The following is a 16,221-nucleotide window of genomic DNA, read 5'->3' on the forward strand; positions in this document are numbered from 1 at the left end:
CTATTCGCCGCCCTTCTGCACGTAGGCCCGGACGAAGTCCTCGGCGTTCTCTTCGAGCACGTCGTCGATCTCGTCGAGGATCGTGTCGACGTCCTCGCCGAGCTTCTCGCGCCGCTCCTGACCCGCCGCGCCGGTGTCGTCGAACTCCTCGTCGGAGTCACCACCGCCGTGCTTTTCGATCTTTTCCTGGGCCATCTCGCCTCCCGGTGTGGCTGATGTTTCCTAGCCTACCCAGCGGCCCCGACATTCGGGGTCACGCCGCGATCGCTGGTGCGTCCCGCCTAGTCCGAACCGGTGAGCGCCTCCACCAACTCCTCCGCCGTCGCCGCGTTGTCCAGCAACTTGCCGACGTGCGCCTTCGTCCCCCGCAGCGGCTCCAGGGTCGGGATCCGCACCAGCGACTCCTTGCCCACGTCGAAGATGACCGAATCCCACGACGCGGCCGCGATCGAGGCCGCGTACTTCTCCAGCGCCCGGCCCCGGAAGTACGCCCGGGTGTCCGACGGCGGCGTCGTGACCGCGGCGAGCACCTCTTCCTCCGTGACCAGCCGCTTCATCGAGCCGCGCGTCACCAAGCGGTTGTACAGGCCCTTGGCCAGCCGCACGTCGGAGTACTGCAGGTCCACCAGGCGCAGCCGCGGTGCGCCCCAGGCCAGGCTGTCCCGCTGCCGGTAGCCCTCCAGCAGCCGCAGCTTCGCCGGCCAGTCCAGCCGGTCCGCGCACTCCTGCGGGTCGCGCGCCAGCGCGTCCAGCACCTCGCCCCAGACCCGCAGGACCTCCTTCGACGCCTGGTCGGCGCCCGTGCGCTCCAGGTTCAGCGAAGCGATCTCGTGGTAGGCGAACTGCAGGTCCAGGCCGGTGTACTTCTTGCCGTTCGCCAGTGCCACCTTGGCCTTCAGCGTCGGGTCGTGGCTGATCTGGTGCACCGCCTTGACCGGCTCGTCGAGCTTCAGGTCGTCGAACCGGATGCCCGACTCGATCAGGTCCAGCACCAGCGCCGTCGTCCCGACCTTCAGGTACGTCGAGTACTCCGACATGTTCGCGTCGCCGATGATGACGTGCAGCCGGCGGTACTTGTCCGCGTCCGCGTGCGGCTCGTCGCGGGTGTTGATGATCCCGCGCTTCAGCGTGGTCTCCAGGCCGACCTCGACCTCGATGTAGTCCGCACGCTGGGAGAGCTGGAACCCGGCCTCTTCGCTCTGCTGGCCGATGCCGACCCGGCCCGAGCCGGTCACGACCTGCCGCGACACGAAGAACGGCGTCAGCCCGGCGATCACCGCGGTGAACGGCGTCGACCGCGCCATCAGGTAGTTCTCGTGCGTGCCGTAGCTCGCGCCCTTGCCGTCGACGTTGTTCTTGTACAGCTGCAGCTGCGGCTGGCCCGGGACGGACGCCGCCTTCAGCGCGGCCTCCTCCATCACCCGCTCGCCCGCCTTGTCCCAGATGACCGCGTCCCGCGCGTTCGTCACCTCGGGCGCCGAGTACTCCGGGTGCGCGTGGTCGACGTACAGCCGCGCCCCGTTGGTCAGGATGACGTTCGCCGCGCCCAGGTCTTCGACGTCCGGGTCGTGGCCCGGCCCGCCGGGCCCGGTCAGGTCGAACCCGCGCGCGTCCCGCAGCGGGCTCTCCACCTCGTAGTCCCACCGCGCCCGCCGGGCGCGCGGGATGTCGGCCGCGGCCGCGTAGGCCAGCACGACCTGGGTCGAGGTGAGTACCGGGTTCGCCGTCGCGTCGCCCGGCACGGAGATGCCGTACTCGACTTCGGTTCCCATGATCCGCCGCATGTCCCCACCCTACGGGGTCGTCCTAGTGGAACGATGCACCCATGCCAGGCAGTGACGAACTCGTTGCCCTCTATGACCAGGCCGGCTCGGTGGTCGGCGAGACCACCCGAGCCCGCGTCCGCGCCGAAGCCCTGTGGCACGCCGCCGGCGTCGTCCTGGTCCGTTCGGGTGACGGAAAGGCCGTCTACGTGCACCTCCGCACCGCGGACAAGGACGTGTTCCCGGCCACCTGGGACTGCTGGGCGGGCGGCGTGGTCGCCGCGGGCGAGACGCCCGCCGAGTGCGCCCGCCGCGAACTGGCCGAAGAACTCGGCGTCCGAGGGGTGGAACCCGTTCCGCTGTTCACCAAGGTCTACGACGACGGCCGCAACCGCTGCCACAACTTCGCCTTCGAGGTCCGCTGGGACGGTCCGATCCGCCACCAGCCCGAAGAGATCGTCGAAGGCCGCTGGATCCCGCTCGAAGAGCTGCGCGCCTGGATCGACGACCCGGCACCGGCGCTGCCCTTCATCCCCGACGGCCGCGAAGGCGTCCAGGAGTGGTTCCGCCGCTACGGCTGAGCGGTGAGCTTCGCCGCCATGGCCGGCAGGAGGCGCTTGGCCGCGTCCACGGCCCGCGCCTCGGTGCTCGCCGAGACCGTCAGCTCGGACACGAGCGTTCCCTTGGCCAGCAACACCGTGCAGGTCTTGCCGTCGCGCCAGGCTTGCTGCCGCTCGACCCCGGGCTGGACGGGGACGCTCACCACCTTGCCCGCGCACTCGTTCTCCGCGACGGCTCGGGCGGCCGACCGGTCCGGGAACACCACGACGCGGTGGCTCAGCACCGACCCGCTGGAGTAGCGCCAGGTCGCGGTCCGGCTCCCCGCCGAAGGCCCGTCCGCCAGGCACCCCGCCACCTCGTTCGAGGCCGGCTGCACGCCTTCCTCCGCGACGTCCGCGTCGGACAGCAGCGCGGGTTCCGCGAGCAGACCGGGATCGGGCGCCTCCGGCGTGACCGGGGCGGCTTCCGCGGGGCTCACCGGCACTTCGGCCGTCGTGACCGGCGCGGACGTCGGCGCCGGATCGTCGTAGTACGTCTCGAGGTTGTTCGGGTCGGGCCCTTCGCAGGCCGTCAGGCCCACCAGCGCGACCGCCGCCAAGGCGACCACCTGACGATGACGCACCCGGCCTCCTGTCGTCGGTTTCGTGCCTGCGAAGGGTAGTGCAGCCGCTCAGTCCCACTTCAAGGAGGACCGGTGTCGCCAGTACTCCGGCGGATCCTCGGCGAGGTCCGCGAGCGCGCCTCGCTCCTCGGCGCTCAGGGAAAGCGTGGTGGCGCGCAGGTTCGCCGCCAGCTGGGCCGGGCTCGCCGGGCCGATGACCGCGCGGTCCACCCAGTCCTGTCCCAGCACCGCGGCCACGGCGACCGCGTCGGGGCCGGCCCCGTGCGCCGCCGCGACCTCGCGCACCACCGCCGGTGCCTCGACCGCGAGCCGGCCGTTGGCCAGGGTTTCCTTGACCAGCACCCGCTTCCCGGCCGCGTGCGCCGCTTCGAGGGCGCGGCCCGCCGAGGGCTCCAGCAGGTTCCACGTCGACTGCACCGCCGAGAACACCGGCCGCCCGGCCACTTCCAGCGCGAACGCCCGCTCGATCGCGTCGGCCTGCCGCGGCCCGGAGGTCGAGAACCCGACCGCCACGCCGTTCGCGGCGAGCTCCGCCAGCGCCTCGACCAACGGCTCGTCGGTGAACAGTGGACTGTCCACAGTGAGCGAATGGACCTGGTAGAGCCCGACCCGTTCCCCCAGCAGCGCCAGGGTTTCCGCCCACTGCGCGGCGAACCGCGCCGCCGAATGCTCCTTCACCTCGTGCACTTCGGCGTCGAGCCGCCACTCCCCCACGTACGCGTAACCCCATTTGCTCGAGACCTCGACGTCGGCGTGGCCGCGCTCGGCGAGCCAGCCGGCCAGGAACTCCTCCGAGCGCCCGTAGGACCGGGCGACGTCGACGTGCCGGACGCCGGCGGCATAGGCGTCGTCGAGCACCTCGAACGTCGCCGCGCGCATCGATTCGACGTCCCGCGTAGGCGGCAGCGCCCGGTCCCGGCCCAGGTTGATGTACGCGGGCCTGCCGAGCGCCGCCAGGCCGAGCGCGATGCGGTTCACGCCGTGGCCTTGTGGCGGAGGATGGCCAGCCACTGCCCGGAGTTCTGCGCCTGGCGGTGGAGCTTTTCGAGCCGGGCGGCCGGGGCCCGGACGTAGCCCTTGCCGAACACGGGAGCGATCTGGCGGAGGCTCGCGCCCCCTTCGCGGGCCGCGAGCAGCAGCCAGTCCGACGCGTCGGCGCAGGCGGCCGACGCCCGGCGGAACTCCCCGAGCAGGTCGATGAGCTCCTGGGCGCTCACCTCCCCGGACTGGACGGCCGCCGCCGTCGTCTCGAGCCAGGCCAGGACGTCGGATTCGGTGATGGGCGCGCGAGGCCGCGGGGTTTCTTCGCTCACGGCCCCGAAGTATAGGTCGTTATACGCCGGTATGGTGGGAGGGAAGCCATGACGACACGCACCGAATCCGAGCCCGGCGTCGAGCACCTGCTCGACGTCTTCAAGGCGCTCGCGAACCCGGTGCGGCTGCAGGTCCTGCAGTGGCTGCGGGAGCCGGAGCGCCACTTCCCCGTCGAGCGCGCGATCGCCGACCCGGCCGAGGTCGGCGTGTGCGTCAGCCACATCCAGGAGAAGCTCGGGCTCGCGCAGTCGACGGTGTCGGCGTACATGGCGTCGCTCCAGCGCGCCGGGCTGGTCCGGGCCACGCGCATCGGCAAGTGGACCCACTACCAGCGGGACGAGGCCCGGATCGCCGAGTTCGTCGCCGTGCTCGGCCACTCCCTCTGACCTCTCCCCCGCGCCTCGGGCAACTCTTGCCGCCGCCTCAAATCGTAAATATGCGATACTTCGATTCATGGGTACGATCGAGAACATGCGGCTCGGCCGCTACGGCATCTGGACGTTCGACTTCGAGGACCAGCCGGCGAGCCTGATCCGGGACTCCGTGCAGGAGCTCGAAGGCCTCGGCTGGCCGGCGGTCTGGATCCCGGAACGGGACGGGCGCGAAGCCCTCACCCACGCCGGCTTCCTGCTGTCGGTCACCGAGCGGCTCACCGTCGTCAACGGGATCGCGCAGATCTGGTCGCGCGAGCCCCGCTGGACCCGCGCGGGGGCCCTCTTGCTGGCCGAGGCCTACCCGGACCGCCACTTGCTCGGCCTCGGCTACGGCGCCGGCAAGCCCGGCACCCGGCCGCTGCGGGCGATGAACGACTACCTGGACGCCATCGACGCCGTTCCCGCACCGGGAACGCGGCGCCTGCTGGCCGCGTACGGCCCCAAGATGCTGGAGCTGGCCCGCGACCGGGCGGCGGGCGCGCACACCTACCACGTGACGCCCGAGCACACCGCCCAGGCGCGCGAAATCCTCGGCGAGGGGCCGTTCCTCGGCGTCGAGCACGCCGTGCTGTTCGAAACGGACGCCACCAAGGCGCGGGAGATCGCCCGCGCTCACCTGCACCCGTACCTGACCTCGCAGTACAACGTCGCGAAGTTCCGGCGGCTCGGCTACTCCGAGTCCGACATCGACGGCGGCCACGGCAGCGACCGGCTGGTCGACGACCTCGTGTTCTGGGGCGACCTCGAGCAGGTGACCGGCAAGCTGCGCCGGCACCTCGACGCCGGCGCCGACCACGTCGGCATCCAGGTGCTCGGGCTCGAACCGGGCGGCACCGCGATGCCGCATTGGCGGCGGCTGGCCGAAGCGGTGCTGCCCGCGGCGGTATAGGGCGTTATACACAAGAAGAGGTCCGAAAACCACTGGCTTCGCGAGCCGCTTCCCGGCTTGACTGCGCCCATGCGACTGGCGGGTTTCGGGGTCACGGTGCGGTTCGCGCTGCTGGCCGTCGTGTGGGGTGCGAGTTTCCTGTTCATCAAGGTGGGGCTCGGCGGCCTGTCCCCCGCCCAGGTCGCCCTGGCCCGCGTCGCGCTGGGCGCGCTGGCGCTCGCGGTCGTCTTGGCGGTGCGCCGCCGCCCGCTCCCCCGCGATCCCGTGCTGTGGGCCCACCTCGCGGTCGTGTCGGTGTTGCTGTGCGTCGTGCCGTTCCTCTTGTTCTCGTGGGCGGAACAGTACATTTCGTCCGGTTTGGCCAGCATCTTCAACGCCACCACGCCGCTCATCACGATGCTGCTGGCGGCCGCCGCCTTGCCCGAGGAGCGGTTCACTCCGCCGAAGGTCGCCGGGCTGCTGCTCGGTTTCCTCGGGGTGCTCACGATCGTCGGCGTGTGGCACGGCGTCGACGTCTCGCACCAGCTGACGGCCCAGCTCGCCTGCCTCGGCGCGACGACCTGCTACGGCGCTTGCTTCGTGTACGTGCGCCGGTTCGTCTCGCCACGCGGGACGGACCCGGTCGTCGTCGCGTTCGGGCAGACCGCGTCCGCGACCGTCCTCTTGGGGCTGCTCGCCCCGGCCATCGCCACCGCGCCGGTGCACCTGGACCTCGCGGTGGTGGCGAGCATGGTCGCGCTCGGCGTGTTCGGCACCGGCCTGGCCTACGTCTGGAACGTCCGCATCATCGCCGCCTGGGGTGCGGCCAACGCTTCGGCGGTCACGTACCTGACGCCCGTCGTCGGGGTGCTGCTGGGCGTGCTCGTGCTGGGCGAGCCGGTGAGCTGGAACCAGCCCGCCGGCGCGCTCCTCGTGGTGCTGGGCATCCTGGCCGCCCACGGACGGCTGAAGGCGCGTCGCGGCGCCGAACCTGAGCTGGTCCGCCGCTAGACACGCCGATGGGGCGGCCGCCGAAGCGGCCGCCCCATCGCGCGTTCGAACCTACAGGTACTGACCGGTGTTCGTGGCGGTGTCGATCGCCCGCCCCGAGTCCTGGTTCTTGCCGGTGACGAGCGTGCGGATGTAGACGATCCGCTCGCCCTTCTTGCCGGAGATCCGGGCCCAGTCGTCCGGGTTGGTGGTGTTGGGCAGGTCCTCGTTCTCCGCGAACTCGTCGACGATCGCGTCGAGCAGGTGCTGCACGCGGAGACCCGGCTGCTTGGTCTCCAGCACCGACTTGATCGCCGACTTCTTCGCCCGGTCCACGATGTTCTGGATCATCGCGCCCGAGTTGAAGTCGCGGAAGTACAGGACTTCCTTGTCCCCGTTGGCGTAGGTCACCTCGAGGAACCGGTTCTCGTCACTCTCCTCGTACATCCGCTCGACAGTGTGCTGGATCATCGCGTCGAACGTCGCCTTGGCGTCGCCGCCGAACTCGGCGAGGTCGTCGGCGTGGATCGGCAGGCCTTCGGCCAGGTACTTGGAGAAGATGTCCTTCGCGCCTTCGGCGTCCGGACGCTCGATCTTGATCTTGACGTCGAGCCGGCCCGGCCGCAGGATCGCCGGGTCGATCATGTCCTCGCGGTTGGAGGCGCCGATGACGATGACGTTCTCCAGGCCTTCGACACCGTCGATCTCCGACAGCAGCTGCGGCACGATCGTGGTCTCGACGTCGGACGACACGCCCGACCCACGGGTGCGGAAGATCGAGTCCATCTCGTCGAAGAACACGATCACCGGGGTACCTTCGGAGGCCTTCTCCCGCGCCCGCTGGAAGATCAAGCGGATGTGCCGCTCGGTCTCGCCGACGAACTTGTTGAGCAGCTCGGGACCCTTGATGTTCAGGAAGTAGGACTTCCCGTCCTCGTTCTCGCCCCGCGCCGCGGCCACCTTCTTGGCCAGCGAGTTCGCCACCGCCTTCGCGATGAGCGTCTTGCCGCAGCCCGGCGGGCCGTAGAGCAGGACACCCTTCGGGGGCCGCAGCTGGTACTCCTGGTAGAGGTCCGCGTGCAGGAACGGCAGTTCCACCGCGTCCCGGATCTGCTCGATCTGCCGGGTGAGGCCGCCGATGTCCTCGTAGCGGACGTCCGGCACCTCCTCCAGCACCAGGTCCTCGACCTCCGCCTTCGGCACGCGCTCGTACGCGTAGCCGGCCTTGGAGTCGACCAGGAGCGAGTCGCCCGGCTTGAGCGGCTGCTCCGCCAGCAGATCGGAGAGCAGGACCACCCGCTCCTCGTCCGCGTGCCCGACCACCAGCGCGCGAAGGCTGCCGCCCTCGACGTCCGGCGCGAGCACCTCACGCAACGCGCACACCTCACCGGTGCGCTCGAACCCGCCGCCTTCGACCACGGTGAGCGCCTCGTTGAGGCGCAGCGCCTGGCCCCGCCGCAGCGACGAGATCTCGACCGCGGGCGAAACGGACACCCGCATCTTCCGGCCCGCGGTGAAGACGTCCACCGTGTTGTCCTCGTACGCCTCGACGAAGACGCCGTACCCGGACGGTGGCTGGGCCAGCCGGTCGACCTCTTCGCGGAGAGCGAGGAGCTGTCCTCGCGCTTCGCGCAGCGTCTCGACCAGTTTGGTGTTGCGCTCGGTGAGCTGGCTCACCCTTTCCGAGGCCTCGGCGAGTCGTTGTTCGAGAACTCGGTTCTGCCGTGGCGAGTCCGTCAGTTTGCGGCGCAGCAGCGCCACTTCTTCCTCGAGAAAACGGATCTGCCGAGCCTGCTCGTCCGCCGTCGTCCCAGCTCCGGATGTTGCTGAAGGGTCGGCCTCCTCGCGCCGACCTCCGGGAAGGTCATGATGCATCGGGCACCTCCTCGGAGTGCTTTTCATTCCACGGTACCGGCGATCACCGACAAGAAAAGGCCTTTCCGGATCACAAGATCGGCGCGTCGCGGTTCGCCGGCCTTCCCCAGCACGGACATTCCCGCAGCGCAAGCGGCCATTTCGGTGCCGTGGCACGGGTGTGTCGCGGGTCCGTCCGGGCCAGGGTGAAGCAAGCACGACGGGAGTACCCCGTCCCCGCGGTGCCCAACCGGCGGGACAACGGGCAATTCCGGCCAGTTCCGCCCTAACCGCGCGGCGGACGGGCCCGGTGGCTAGCATCGGGCCGACATCGGCACCGTCTGCCGGGTCTCTTCGAAGGACGCTAGGGGGCACCACTCATGACCTACCCGCCGCAGCAGCCGGGCGGCTACGGCCAGCAGCCCGGGGGCTACGGGCAGCAGCCCGGGCCCTACGGCCAGCCCCAGCAGGGCGGCTACCCCCAGAGCGGACCGCAGCAGCAGCCGGGCTACGGCGGCACCCAGCAGTTCGGTCAGCCGGACCCGTACGGCCAGCAGCAGTACGGCCAGTCCGATCCCTACGGCCAGCCCCAGCAGGGCGGTTACCCGCCGCAGCCGGGCGCTCAGCCCCAGTACGGGCAGCAGGACCAGTGGGGCCAGCCCCAGCAGCAGGGCTTCGGCGGCTACGACCAGTACGGGAGCGGCGGCTTCGGCGACGCGCCCCCGCCCAAGAAGAAGAAAACCGGCCTCATCGTCGGCATCGCGATCGGCGCGGTGGTCCTCGTCGGCGGCGGCGTGACCGCGATCGTCCTGGCCACCAAGGGTGACGACAGCACCACCGCCGCGCCGCCGGCCAGCAGCAGCTCGGCCGCGCCGACGTCGGCGCCCAAGACGTCCGCTTCGAAGCCCAAGACCTCCTCGCCGACCAGCCCGTCGACGAAGAGCTCGAAGCCCGCGGGCGGCCCCGCCCCGGCCGGCCAGGCCAGCTCGAAAGAGCTGTTCGACACCACGATCGAGGCCTACAACGCCAGCGACGAGAAGGCACTCGGCGACGTCATCTGCCGCAGCGTCTACGAGGGCACCACGGGCGACATCCCGAAGGTCACGGTCAAGCTGACCGGCGAGCCGACCGAGACCGGCGACAAGGCCACCGTGCGCTACTCCGCGACGGACGGGAGCAAGACCAAGGTCGGCACCATGTCCGCGCAGAAGGAATCCGGCCTGTGGTGCCTGTCCAACGTGAAGGCGGACGGCTCGTGAGCCGCCGCCGGCGGTGAAGCGCGCGCTCGTGGCCGGGCTGGTCCTGCTCGGCGTGGCCGGCGTGGGCGTGGTGCTGGGACTGCTGCTCGTCGCGCCGTCCGGTGCCCCGCCCGCCCCGCCGAGCACGCCCCGGCCGTCCCGGCCGTCGCCGTCCCCCTCGCCCAGCGCGTCGGACACGGCGGCGGTGGGCGTGCTGGCCAAGGCGATCGTCGACGCGATCGCCCGCCACGACTCGGCGGCGTTCGGCAGGCTGACGTGCCGCCCGCAAACCGCGGAAGCGCTGGCCGGGCTGCAGCGGACGTGGGACGCGGCCGGCCCGGTCACCGCGACGCTCGCCGAACCGCCCGAGGTGCGCGGCGAGTCCGCGACCGCGAAGGTGCACGTCGAAGCGGCGGGCGGCACCAAGGACACGCCGTTCCCCCTGCACAAGGAGAGCGGCCGGTGGTGCGTGCCGGGTTAGCCCGGAGCGCTCAGCCCTTGCCCTTGGCCGGCCGGCGCGACACGCGCGGGGACACGGTGCCGTCCGCCAGCCGCCGCGCGGTGAGCAGGAACGCCGTGTGCGCGACCATCCGGTGGTCCGGGCGGACCGCCAGGCCGACGACGTGCCACGGGCGCATCAGCGTCTCCCACGACTCGGGCTCGGTCCAGCACTGCTGCTCGCGCAGCGACTCGGTGACCCGCGACAGCTGCGTCACGGTCGCGACGTAGACGGTCAGCACGCCGCCCGGCACGAGGTGCGCGGCCACGTTCGGCAGCTGCTCCCACGGGGCCAGCATGTCCAGCACGACCCGGTCGACCTCGCCCTCGTGCGAGGCCAGGTCGGCGACGGTGAGCGTCCAGTTGGCCGGCTTTTCGCCGAAGAACTTCACGACGTTGTGCTCGGCGTGCACCGCGTGGTCGTCGCGGATCTCGTAGGACTGCACGCTCCCGGCCGGGCCGACCGCGCGCAGCAGCGAGCACGTCAGCGCGCCGGAACCGGCTCCGGCCTCGAGGACGCGCGCGCCCGGGAAGATGTCGCCCCACATCACGATCTGCGCGGCGTCCTTCGGGTAGATCACCTGGGCGCCGCGCGGCATCGACAGCACGTAGTCCGGCAGGAGGGGGCGCAGCGCGAGGTAGGTGGAGCCACCCGCGGACGTCACCACCGAGCCTTCGGGACGGCCGATCAGGTCGTCGTGGGCGAGGCCGCCGCGGTGCGTGTGGTACTCACCGCCGTCGGCCAGCGTCAGGGTGTAGTGGCGCCCCTTCGAGTCGGTCAACTGCACCCGATCACCCGCGCGAAACGGTCCGCTGACCGACAACACTTCCTCCTGTACCCCGAATGGCCGACGACAGATCTTCGCAGGCCGCCCGGGGCGAGGCCTCAGCGGGTACGGCGGTTCAGCGCGGCCCGCAGGTCGTCCCGGCGCAGCACGCCCGCCGGGCGCCCTTCGTCGTCGACGACGAGGAACTGCCACGCGGCCGTCTCGCGGACCCGCTCGACGACGTCCTCCCCCGGCTCCGACGCCAGGAGCACGGTCTCGGCCCGGATCGGCTCGGCTGCCAGCTCGGCCGGCGCGTGCGGTGAGGTGCCCGCGAGCCGTTCCGCCGCACCGGTGTCCAGCAGCCCGGCGGCGACCCCGTCGGCACGGACCAGCACCACGCCCCGGCCCGCCGACGCGGCCAGCGCGTCCGAAACCGGGCTTTCGGCGGGCAGCTGCAGCACCGGCCGGACGAGTTCGCCGAGTACCAGCCCCTCCGGCCAGGTGCGGCGCGCCTCCGCGGCCAGCTCCGAACGCGCGCCGAGGATCACGAACCACGCCGTGACGACGCAGACGCCCAGCCGCAGCCAGCGGTCCGGGCTCGCGGTGGCCAGGCCCCACAGCGCCCAGACGAGCAGCCCGGCGGCCACGACCGCTCCGCCGGCCACCGCGGCGCGCGTGCCCTTCGCCCGGATGCCGGTGGCCGCCCACACCCCGGCGCGGACCAGCCTGCCGCCGTCGAGGGGCAGCCCGGGCAGCAGGTTGAACACGCCGACGGCGAGGTTCGCCACCGCGCATTCGGCGACCAGGAGCCAGACGGCGCCGTCCGGCGGCACGGCGAACATCAGCAGGCCGCAGAACCCGCCGAGCAGCAGCGACACCACCGGCCCGGCCGCCGCGACCAGCCCTTCCTGGCCGGGGCGCTTCGGCGTGCGGGCCACTTCGGACAGGCCGCCGAGGAGGAACAGGCGCAGCCGCCGCACGGGGATCCCCAGCCGCAGCGCGACGAGGCAGTGCCCGAGCTCGTGCGCCAGTACGGAGAGGCCCAGCAGCAGCGCGAACGCGCCGGCCAGCAGCCACGACGTCACCGTCGAGGCGTCCGGGAGCAGCCGCCCGACGAGCGGCGCGTAGAGCACCACGACGATCAGCGAGCCGATCCACCAGGACGGCGCCAGCAGCACGGGGACGCCGGCGACCCGGAACAGCACGAGACCGCCGTCCGAGCGGACGGCCTGCCGGGTGCCCCCGGTGCCCTGCTCACTGGTCGCGGCCATGCCCGAGAGCCTAGAGCCCCGGGTGTGGGGAGCGGGTGATCCGGCCCGGGTGGTGTCGCACCCGCGTGTCCTGAATGACTCATTCAGGTCTTCGGCGGTCTTGAATGAGTCGTTCAAGACGCTCGCCGGCGGGAGTGCTTCCGGGGTCTGGGGGTCGCGAATGACTCATTCGCGGCTTCGGAGGTCCCGAATGAGTCATTCGCGACCTCGCCGCGGTGGGGTGCCTCGGTCAGGCGCCTCGGCGGAGTGCGCGGCCGGGGCCGATCAACCCCGGCGCGGGCCGCGCGGCGCCGGACGGCACTCCCGCCCAGCCGCCACACCGCAACCCGCAGACCCGCGGAAAGCGCTCCCGCGCGGCCCGGATCGGCACCTCGGGGCCGGTGCGGGCGTTGCGGTCGCCGGAACTGTCGTACCCCGGCGTTACGCTCTGCCCATGCCCGACGCCGACACCGTCACCACGGAACCCCCAGCCGCCGCCGTCGCGACCGAGGTGCGGCGGCGGCCCGCGTTGTCGCCGTCACGGGCCAGTGACTTCAAGCAGTGCCCGCTGCTCTACCGGTTCCGCGCGGTCGACCGGCTGCCCGAGGTCCCCACGAAGGCGCAGCTGCGCGGCACGCTCGTCCACTCGGTGCTGGAGCGGCTGTTCGCGCTGCCCGCCGCCGAGCGCGTCCCGGCGCAGGCGCGGGAACTGCTCGGCCCGGCGTGGACCGAGCTGTCCGCGGACCGTCCGGAGTGGACCGAGCTGTTCGACGGCGGGAAGCCCGACGACCACGCGGACTGGCTGCGCTCGGCGGAAAAGCTGCTGGACGCCTACTTCGAGCTGGAGGACCCGCGGCGGCTGGAACCGGAGGCGTGCGAGCTGCACGTCGAGATCGAGCTCGGCTCCGGCGTCCTGCTGCGCGGCTACATCGACCGCCTCGACGTCGCGCCGACCGGCGAGATCCGCGTCGTCGACTACAAGACCGGTGCCGCGCCGCGGGAAATCGGCGAGGCCAAGGCGATGTTCCAGATGAAGTTCTACGCCGTGGTGCTGTGGCGGCTGCGCGGGATCGTGCCGCGCCAGCTGAAGCTCATGTACCTGACCGACGGCCAGTCCCTCGCCTACACCCCCGACGAAGCCGAGCTGCTCCGCTTCGAGCGCACCCTCGAAGCCATCTGGCAGGCCATCCTCAAGGCGGGCAAGACCGGCGACTTCCGCGCCAGCAAGAGCAAGCTGTGCAACTGGTGCGACCACCAGGCGCACTGCCCCGAGTACGGCGGCACGCCGCCCGAGTACCCCGGCTGGCCGGAGCCCGACGCGGGCGACGAGACGCCGCTGGACCGGGCCGACTGATGGCCGACGCGTTCTACGTCCCCCTCGGCGGAGGCCGGTTCTCCGCGACCGCGCACACCGCCGGCCCGTGGTCCTCGGAGTCGCAGCACTTCGGCCCGCCGTCGGCGTTGCTGGTGCGGGCCCTCGAATCCGTCGAACCCGCCCACCCGGCCGAACTGGCCAGGGTCACCGTGGAAATCCTCGGGCCGGCCCCGGTCGCCGAGCTGACCCTGCGGGCCCGGGTGGAGCGCCCCGGCCGGTCCGTCGAGCTGCTGCAGGCCGAGCTGGCGAGCGCGGAGCGGGTGGTGGCCCGTGCGTCGGCGTGGCGCGTCGCGACTTCCGACACCGCCGGAATCGCCACCGACGGCGGGCCGATGCTGCCGGAGCCGGACAGCGTCACGGAGTCGCCGTGGCCGGAGGGCTGGCAGAGCGGCTACCTCGACGCGGTGGAGTGGCGGGCGGTCCGCGGCGGCATGGACGTGCCCGGCCCGGCGGCGGTCTGGGCCCGGCAGCGCGTCCCGCTGGTCGACGGCGAGGAGCCGAGCGGGCTGCAGCGGCTGTTCACCGTCGCCGACTCCGGCAACGGCGTGTCCAACTTCCTCGACCCGCGGCAGTGGTGGTTCATCAACTCCGAGCTGACCGTGCACCTGCGGCGGGTGCCGTCGGGCGAGTGGATCGGCCTGGACGCGGTCACGCTGGTCGGGCGGCACGGCATCGGCACGGCGACCAGCATCCTGCACGACACCGGCGGCCCGCTGGCCACCGGTGCGCAGGCGCTGATGGTCCGGCCGCGACAGGCCGGGGGCGGATAGCCACCCACAATCGGCCCGGATCCAATAACCTTCGCGGAACGACCGACTTGAGGAGCGCTCCGGCATGCAGATCACCTCGGTGGTCAACCAGAAAGGCGGGGTCGGCAAGACCTCTCTGAGCGTCGGCACCGCGGCCGCGCTGGCCGAGCGGGGCCGGCGGGTGCTGTTGGTCGACCTCGACCCGCAGGGCCACGCGACGACCGAGATGCTCGGGCTGGCCGAGGTGCCACCGGACCAGCCGAGCCTGGCGAAAGCGCTGGCCAAGACGTGGAAGGGCTCGATCGACGAGATCGTCGTCCCGCACCCGCGCAGCAACCTCGGCAAGGGCGGCGCGCTCGACGTCGTGCCGACGTCACCGGGGATGTTCGACCTGATCCGGCGGCTCGACTCGTTCCGCGTACCCGGCTGGCAGCTGGCTCGGGTCATCCAGTTCGCCAACTACGACCACTGCGTCATCGACTGCCCGCCGGCCCTCGACGTGCTGACGAACAACGCGCTGGCGGCTTCGCACGGGATCCTCGTGCCGGTGCAGCCGGACAAGACGAGCATCCGCGCGCTGCGGCTGCTGGCCGACCAGGTCCGGTACGTCGAGCAGACCGTCGGGCGGCAGCCGCTGTCGTGGTTCGGCCTGGTGCCGAGCCTGTACCGGCGGCCGATCTCGCACTACGCGGCCGCGGCGCTGCAGGAGATGTACGAGTTCGGCATCCCGATGCTGTCGCACCTGCCGCTCGGCGTGGTCATGAACGAAGCGGCCGCGCACGGCGTCCCGGTGACGACCTACGCCCCGGAGACGTTGCAGGCGCTGTCGTTCCGCGAGATCGCGGCCACCCTCGACGGCTACCTGGAGCAGAACCAGGCCCCGGCCGTCGTGCCCGCCGACGAGGAGTTCGTCTTCGAGGACTTCATCTCCGAGGTCGCGGTGGCGCGCAACGTCAACGACAACGGGGTCCGCAAGGGCCTCTACGACCTGCTGCCGAAGAAGCCCAACCGGCCGCGCTGAGGTTCGGCGCGGCCGATCGGGCTTCGGGGGTCAGAGGCGGCAGGAGCGGATGTCGGACGCCAGGATGGCCTTGGCGCCCACCTCGGCCAGCTCGTCCATGACCCGGTTGACGTCCTTGCGCGACACCATCGCGCGCACGGCGACCCAGTCTTCGTCGGCCAGCGGGGCCACCGTCGGCGACTCGAGACCCGGCGTGATGGCGATCGCCCGCTCGACGAGCGTGCGCGGGCAGTCGTAGTCCAGCATCAGGTACTGCTGCGCGAACACGACCCCGCGCAGCCGCGCCGCGAGCTGCGACTTGGCCTTGCTCTCCCCGGTCCCCGCGCGCTGCAGCAAGACCGCTTCCGAGACGCAGATCGGGTCGCCGAAGGCCACCAGGTTGTTCTGCCGGAGCGACCGCCCGGACTCGACCACGTCCGCGATCGCGTCGGCGACACCGAGCTGGATCGAGATCTCGACGGCGCCGTCGAGGCGGATCACCTCGGCCTCGACGCCGTGGCGGGCGAGGTCGTCGCGGACCAGCCGCGGGTACGACGTCGCGAGCCGCTTGCCGTGCAGGTCCGCCGGCTTCCACTCCTTGCCGGCCGGGGCGGCGTAGCGGAACGTCGACCCGCCGAAGCCGAGCGCCTGGACCTCCTCGACCGGCGCGCCGGAGTCGAGCGCGAGGTCCCGGCCGGTGATGCCGAGGTCGAGCTCGCCGGAGCCGACGTAGATCGCGATGTCCTTGGGCCGCAGGAAGAAGAACTCGACCTCGTTCACCGGGTCGAGCACGGTCAGGTCGCGCTGCTCATGCCGCTTGCGGTAGCCCGCCTCGCCGAGCATCTCCGTCGCCGCGGCGGCGAGGGCTCCCTTGTTCGGCACGGCAACACGCAGCATTTCGCTTTTCTCCTCGTCCATCGGGTTCTTCGGGGGACCCG

At 71.8% G+C, this 16,221-nt stretch carries 18 protein-coding genes; 9 read left to right on the forward strand and 9 right to left on the reverse strand.

The annotated features are described in order from the left end of the window. On the reverse strand, positions 1 to 195 hold the full coding sequence (locus tag AB5J73_RS36790) for a ubiquitin-like protein Pup (protein ID WP_013226725.1): 195 nt from the start codon (positions 193 to 195) through the stop codon (positions 1 to 3). 86 nt (positions 196 to 281) lie between these two features. Further along, the gene (gene dop / locus AB5J73_RS36795; RefSeq protein WP_370963422.1) at positions 282 to 1,784 is read right to left on the reverse strand and encodes a depupylase/deamidase Dop; all 1,503 of its coding nucleotides are present in this window, start codon (positions 1,782 to 1,784) and stop codon (positions 282 to 284) included. 41 nt (positions 1,785 to 1,825) lie between these two features. Between dop and AB5J73_RS36800 the strand changes: the two genes are divergently transcribed. Further along, positions 1,826 to 2,344, forward strand: a complete 519-nt coding sequence (locus tag AB5J73_RS36800; RefSeq protein WP_370963423.1) for an NUDIX hydrolase — start codon at positions 1,826 to 1,828, stop codon at positions 2,342 to 2,344. Here AB5J73_RS36800 and AB5J73_RS36805 read toward each other — a convergent pair. Genes AB5J73_RS36805 through AB5J73_RS36815 form a run of 3 tightly spaced genes read right to left on the reverse strand, consistent with a single transcriptional unit; the run spans position 2,335 to position 4,259 of the window. Beyond that, positions 2,335 to 2,946: a hypothetical protein gene (locus AB5J73_RS36805; RefSeq protein ID WP_370963424.1), complete on the reverse strand. Its 612-nt coding sequence runs from the start codon at positions 2,944 to 2,946 to the stop codon at positions 2,335 to 2,337. The two genes, AB5J73_RS36800 and AB5J73_RS36805, sit on opposite strands and share 10 nt — an antisense overlap. Positions 2,947 to 2,994: 48 nt before the next feature. Continuing rightward, positions 2,995 to 3,924, reverse strand: a complete 930-nt coding sequence (locus AB5J73_RS36810; RefSeq protein WP_370963425.1) for an aldo/keto reductase — start codon at positions 3,922 to 3,924, stop codon at positions 2,995 to 2,997. Beyond that, entirely contained in the window at positions 3,921 to 4,259 is a 339-nt protein-coding gene (locus tag AB5J73_RS36815; protein WP_370963426.1) for a hypothetical protein, read from the reverse strand. Before AB5J73_RS36815 ends, AB5J73_RS36810 begins: the two co-directional genes overlap by 4 nt. Positions 4,260 to 4,307: 48 nt before the next feature. Here AB5J73_RS36815 and AB5J73_RS36820 point away from each other — a divergent pair, with 48 nt between their 5' ends. The 3 genes from AB5J73_RS36820 to AB5J73_RS36830 all read left to right on the forward strand — a co-directional run bounded on the left by AB5J73_RS36820 (position 4,308) and on the right by AB5J73_RS36830 (position 6,573). Further along, entirely contained in the window at positions 4,308 to 4,646 is a 339-nt protein-coding gene (locus tag AB5J73_RS36820; RefSeq protein ID WP_370963427.1) for an ArsR/SmtB family transcription factor, read from the forward strand. 67 nt (positions 4,647 to 4,713) lie between these two features. Then, positions 4,714 to 5,583 carry a TIGR03620 family F420-dependent LLM class oxidoreductase gene (locus AB5J73_RS36825; RefSeq protein WP_370963428.1) on the forward strand — a complete coding sequence of 290 codons (870 nt, stop codon included), beginning with the start codon at positions 4,714 to 4,716 and terminating at the stop codon, positions 5,581 to 5,583. A 69-nt stretch (positions 5,584 to 5,652) separates the two neighbouring features. Then, positions 5,653 to 6,573, forward strand: a complete 921-nt coding sequence (locus AB5J73_RS36830) for a DMT family transporter (protein WP_370963429.1) — start codon at positions 5,653 to 5,655, stop codon at positions 6,571 to 6,573. Between the two features lie 51 nt (positions 6,574 to 6,624). On the opposite strand, the gene arc is transcribed toward AB5J73_RS36830, so the two are convergent. After that, positions 6,625 to 8,427 (reverse strand): proteasome ATPase, encoded by a 1,803-nt coding sequence (arc, locus tag AB5J73_RS36835; RefSeq protein ID WP_086856962.1) that lies wholly within the window; start codon positions 8,425 to 8,427, stop codon positions 6,625 to 6,627. Between the two features lie 359 nt (positions 8,428 to 8,786). Between arc and AB5J73_RS36840 the strand changes: the two genes are divergently transcribed. Then, entirely contained in the window at positions 8,787 to 9,665 is an 879-nt protein-coding gene (locus AB5J73_RS36840; RefSeq protein WP_370963430.1) for a hypothetical protein, read from the forward strand. 13 nt (positions 9,666 to 9,678) lie between these two features. Continuing rightward, complete coding sequence (locus AB5J73_RS36845) at positions 9,679 to 10,125, forward strand: hypothetical protein (protein ID WP_370963431.1); 447 nt, start codon at positions 9,679 to 9,681, stop codon at positions 10,123 to 10,125. 10 nt (positions 10,126 to 10,135) lie between these two features. On the opposite strand, the gene AB5J73_RS36850 is transcribed toward AB5J73_RS36845, so the two are convergent. After that, a complete protein-coding gene (locus AB5J73_RS36850) occupies positions 10,136 to 10,966 on the reverse strand; it encodes a tRNA (adenine-N1)-methyltransferase (RefSeq protein ID WP_370963432.1) in 831 nt (276 codons plus the stop codon). Between the two features lie 62 nt (positions 10,967 to 11,028). Beyond that, positions 11,029 to 12,180, reverse strand: coding sequence for a M50 family metallopeptidase (locus AB5J73_RS36855; protein WP_370963433.1), 1,152 nt, complete (start codon positions 12,178 to 12,180; stop codon positions 11,029 to 11,031). Positions 12,181 to 12,613: 433 nt separating this feature from the next. On the opposite strand from AB5J73_RS36855, the gene AB5J73_RS36860 reads away from it, so the two are divergent. The 3 genes from AB5J73_RS36860 (at position 12,614) to AB5J73_RS36870 (ending at position 15,304) form a co-directional block, all read left to right on the forward strand. Further along, positions 12,614 to 13,513 (forward strand): RecB family exonuclease, encoded by a 900-nt coding sequence (locus AB5J73_RS36860; protein WP_370963434.1) that lies wholly within the window; start codon positions 12,614 to 12,616, stop codon positions 13,511 to 13,513. Beyond that, the gene (locus AB5J73_RS36865) at positions 13,513 to 14,304 is read left to right on the forward strand and encodes a thioesterase family protein (protein WP_370963435.1); all 792 of its coding nucleotides are present in this window, start codon (positions 13,513 to 13,515) and stop codon (positions 14,302 to 14,304) included. Before AB5J73_RS36860 ends, AB5J73_RS36865 begins: the two co-directional genes overlap by 1 nt. A gap of 64 nt (positions 14,305 to 14,368) precedes the next feature. Beyond that, positions 14,369 to 15,304 (forward strand): ParA family protein, encoded by a 936-nt coding sequence (locus tag AB5J73_RS36870; protein ID WP_370963436.1) that lies wholly within the window; start codon positions 14,369 to 14,371, stop codon positions 15,302 to 15,304. A 30-nt stretch (positions 15,305 to 15,334) separates the two neighbouring features. On the opposite strand, the gene hisG is transcribed toward AB5J73_RS36870, so the two are convergent. After that, positions 15,335 to 16,180, reverse strand: a complete 846-nt coding sequence (hisG, locus tag AB5J73_RS36875; protein WP_370963437.1) for an ATP phosphoribosyltransferase — start codon at positions 16,178 to 16,180, stop codon at positions 15,335 to 15,337. Between the last annotated feature and the right edge of the window lie 41 nt (positions 16,181 to 16,221).

The organism is Amycolatopsis sp. cg9, from assembly GCF_041346945.1.
GTDB lineage: Bacteria > Actinomycetota > Actinomycetes > Mycobacteriales > Pseudonocardiaceae > Amycolatopsis.

What these genes read in the sequence shown, in the direction of transcription:
- AB5J73_RS36830 (WP_370963429.1), top strand. Translation starts at nt 5,653, where the DNA reads ATGCGACTGGCGGGTTTCGGGGTCACGGTGCGGTTCGCGCTGCTGGCC.
- AB5J73_RS36820 (WP_370963427.1), top strand. Translation starts at nt 4,308, where the DNA reads ATGACGACACGCACCGAATCCGAGCCCGGCGTCGAGCACCTGCTCGAC.
- AB5J73_RS36870 (WP_370963436.1), top strand. Translation starts at nt 14,369, where the DNA reads ATGCAGATCACCTCGGTGGTCAACCAGAAAGGCGGGGTCGGCAAGACC.
- hisG (WP_370963437.1), bottom strand. Translation starts at nt 16,180, where the DNA reads ATGCTGCGTGTTGCCGTGCCGAACAAGGGAGCCCTCGCCGCCGCGGCG.
- AB5J73_RS36865 (WP_370963435.1), top strand. Translation starts at nt 13,513, where the DNA reads ATGGCCGACGCGTTCTACGTCCCCCTCGGCGGAGGCCGGTTCTCCGCG.
- AB5J73_RS36860 (WP_370963434.1), top strand. Translation starts at nt 12,614, where the DNA reads ATGCCCGACGCCGACACCGTCACCACGGAACCCCCAGCCGCCGCCGTC.
- AB5J73_RS36790 (WP_013226725.1), bottom strand. Translation starts at nt 195, where the DNA reads ATGGCCCAGGAAAAGATCGAAAAGCACGGCGGTGGTGACTCCGACGAG.
- AB5J73_RS36840 (WP_370963430.1), top strand. Translation starts at nt 8,787, where the DNA reads ATGACCTACCCGCCGCAGCAGCCGGGCGGCTACGGCCAGCAGCCCGGG.
- AB5J73_RS36800 (WP_370963423.1), top strand. Translation starts at nt 1,826, where the DNA reads ATGCCAGGCAGTGACGAACTCGTTGCCCTCTATGACCAGGCCGGCTCG.
- AB5J73_RS36825 (WP_370963428.1), top strand. Translation starts at nt 4,714, where the DNA reads ATGGGTACGATCGAGAACATGCGGCTCGGCCGCTACGGCATCTGGACG.
- arc (WP_086856962.1), bottom strand. Translation starts at nt 8,427, where the DNA reads ATGCATCATGACCTTCCCGGAGGTCGGCGCGAGGAGGCCGACCCTTCA.
- dop (WP_370963422.1), bottom strand. Translation starts at nt 1,784, where the DNA reads ATGCGGCGGATCATGGGAACCGAAGTCGAGTACGGCATCTCCGTGCCG.
- AB5J73_RS36855 (WP_370963433.1), bottom strand. Translation starts at nt 12,180, where the DNA reads ATGGCCGCGACCAGTGAGCAGGGCACCGGGGGCACCCGGCAGGCCGTC.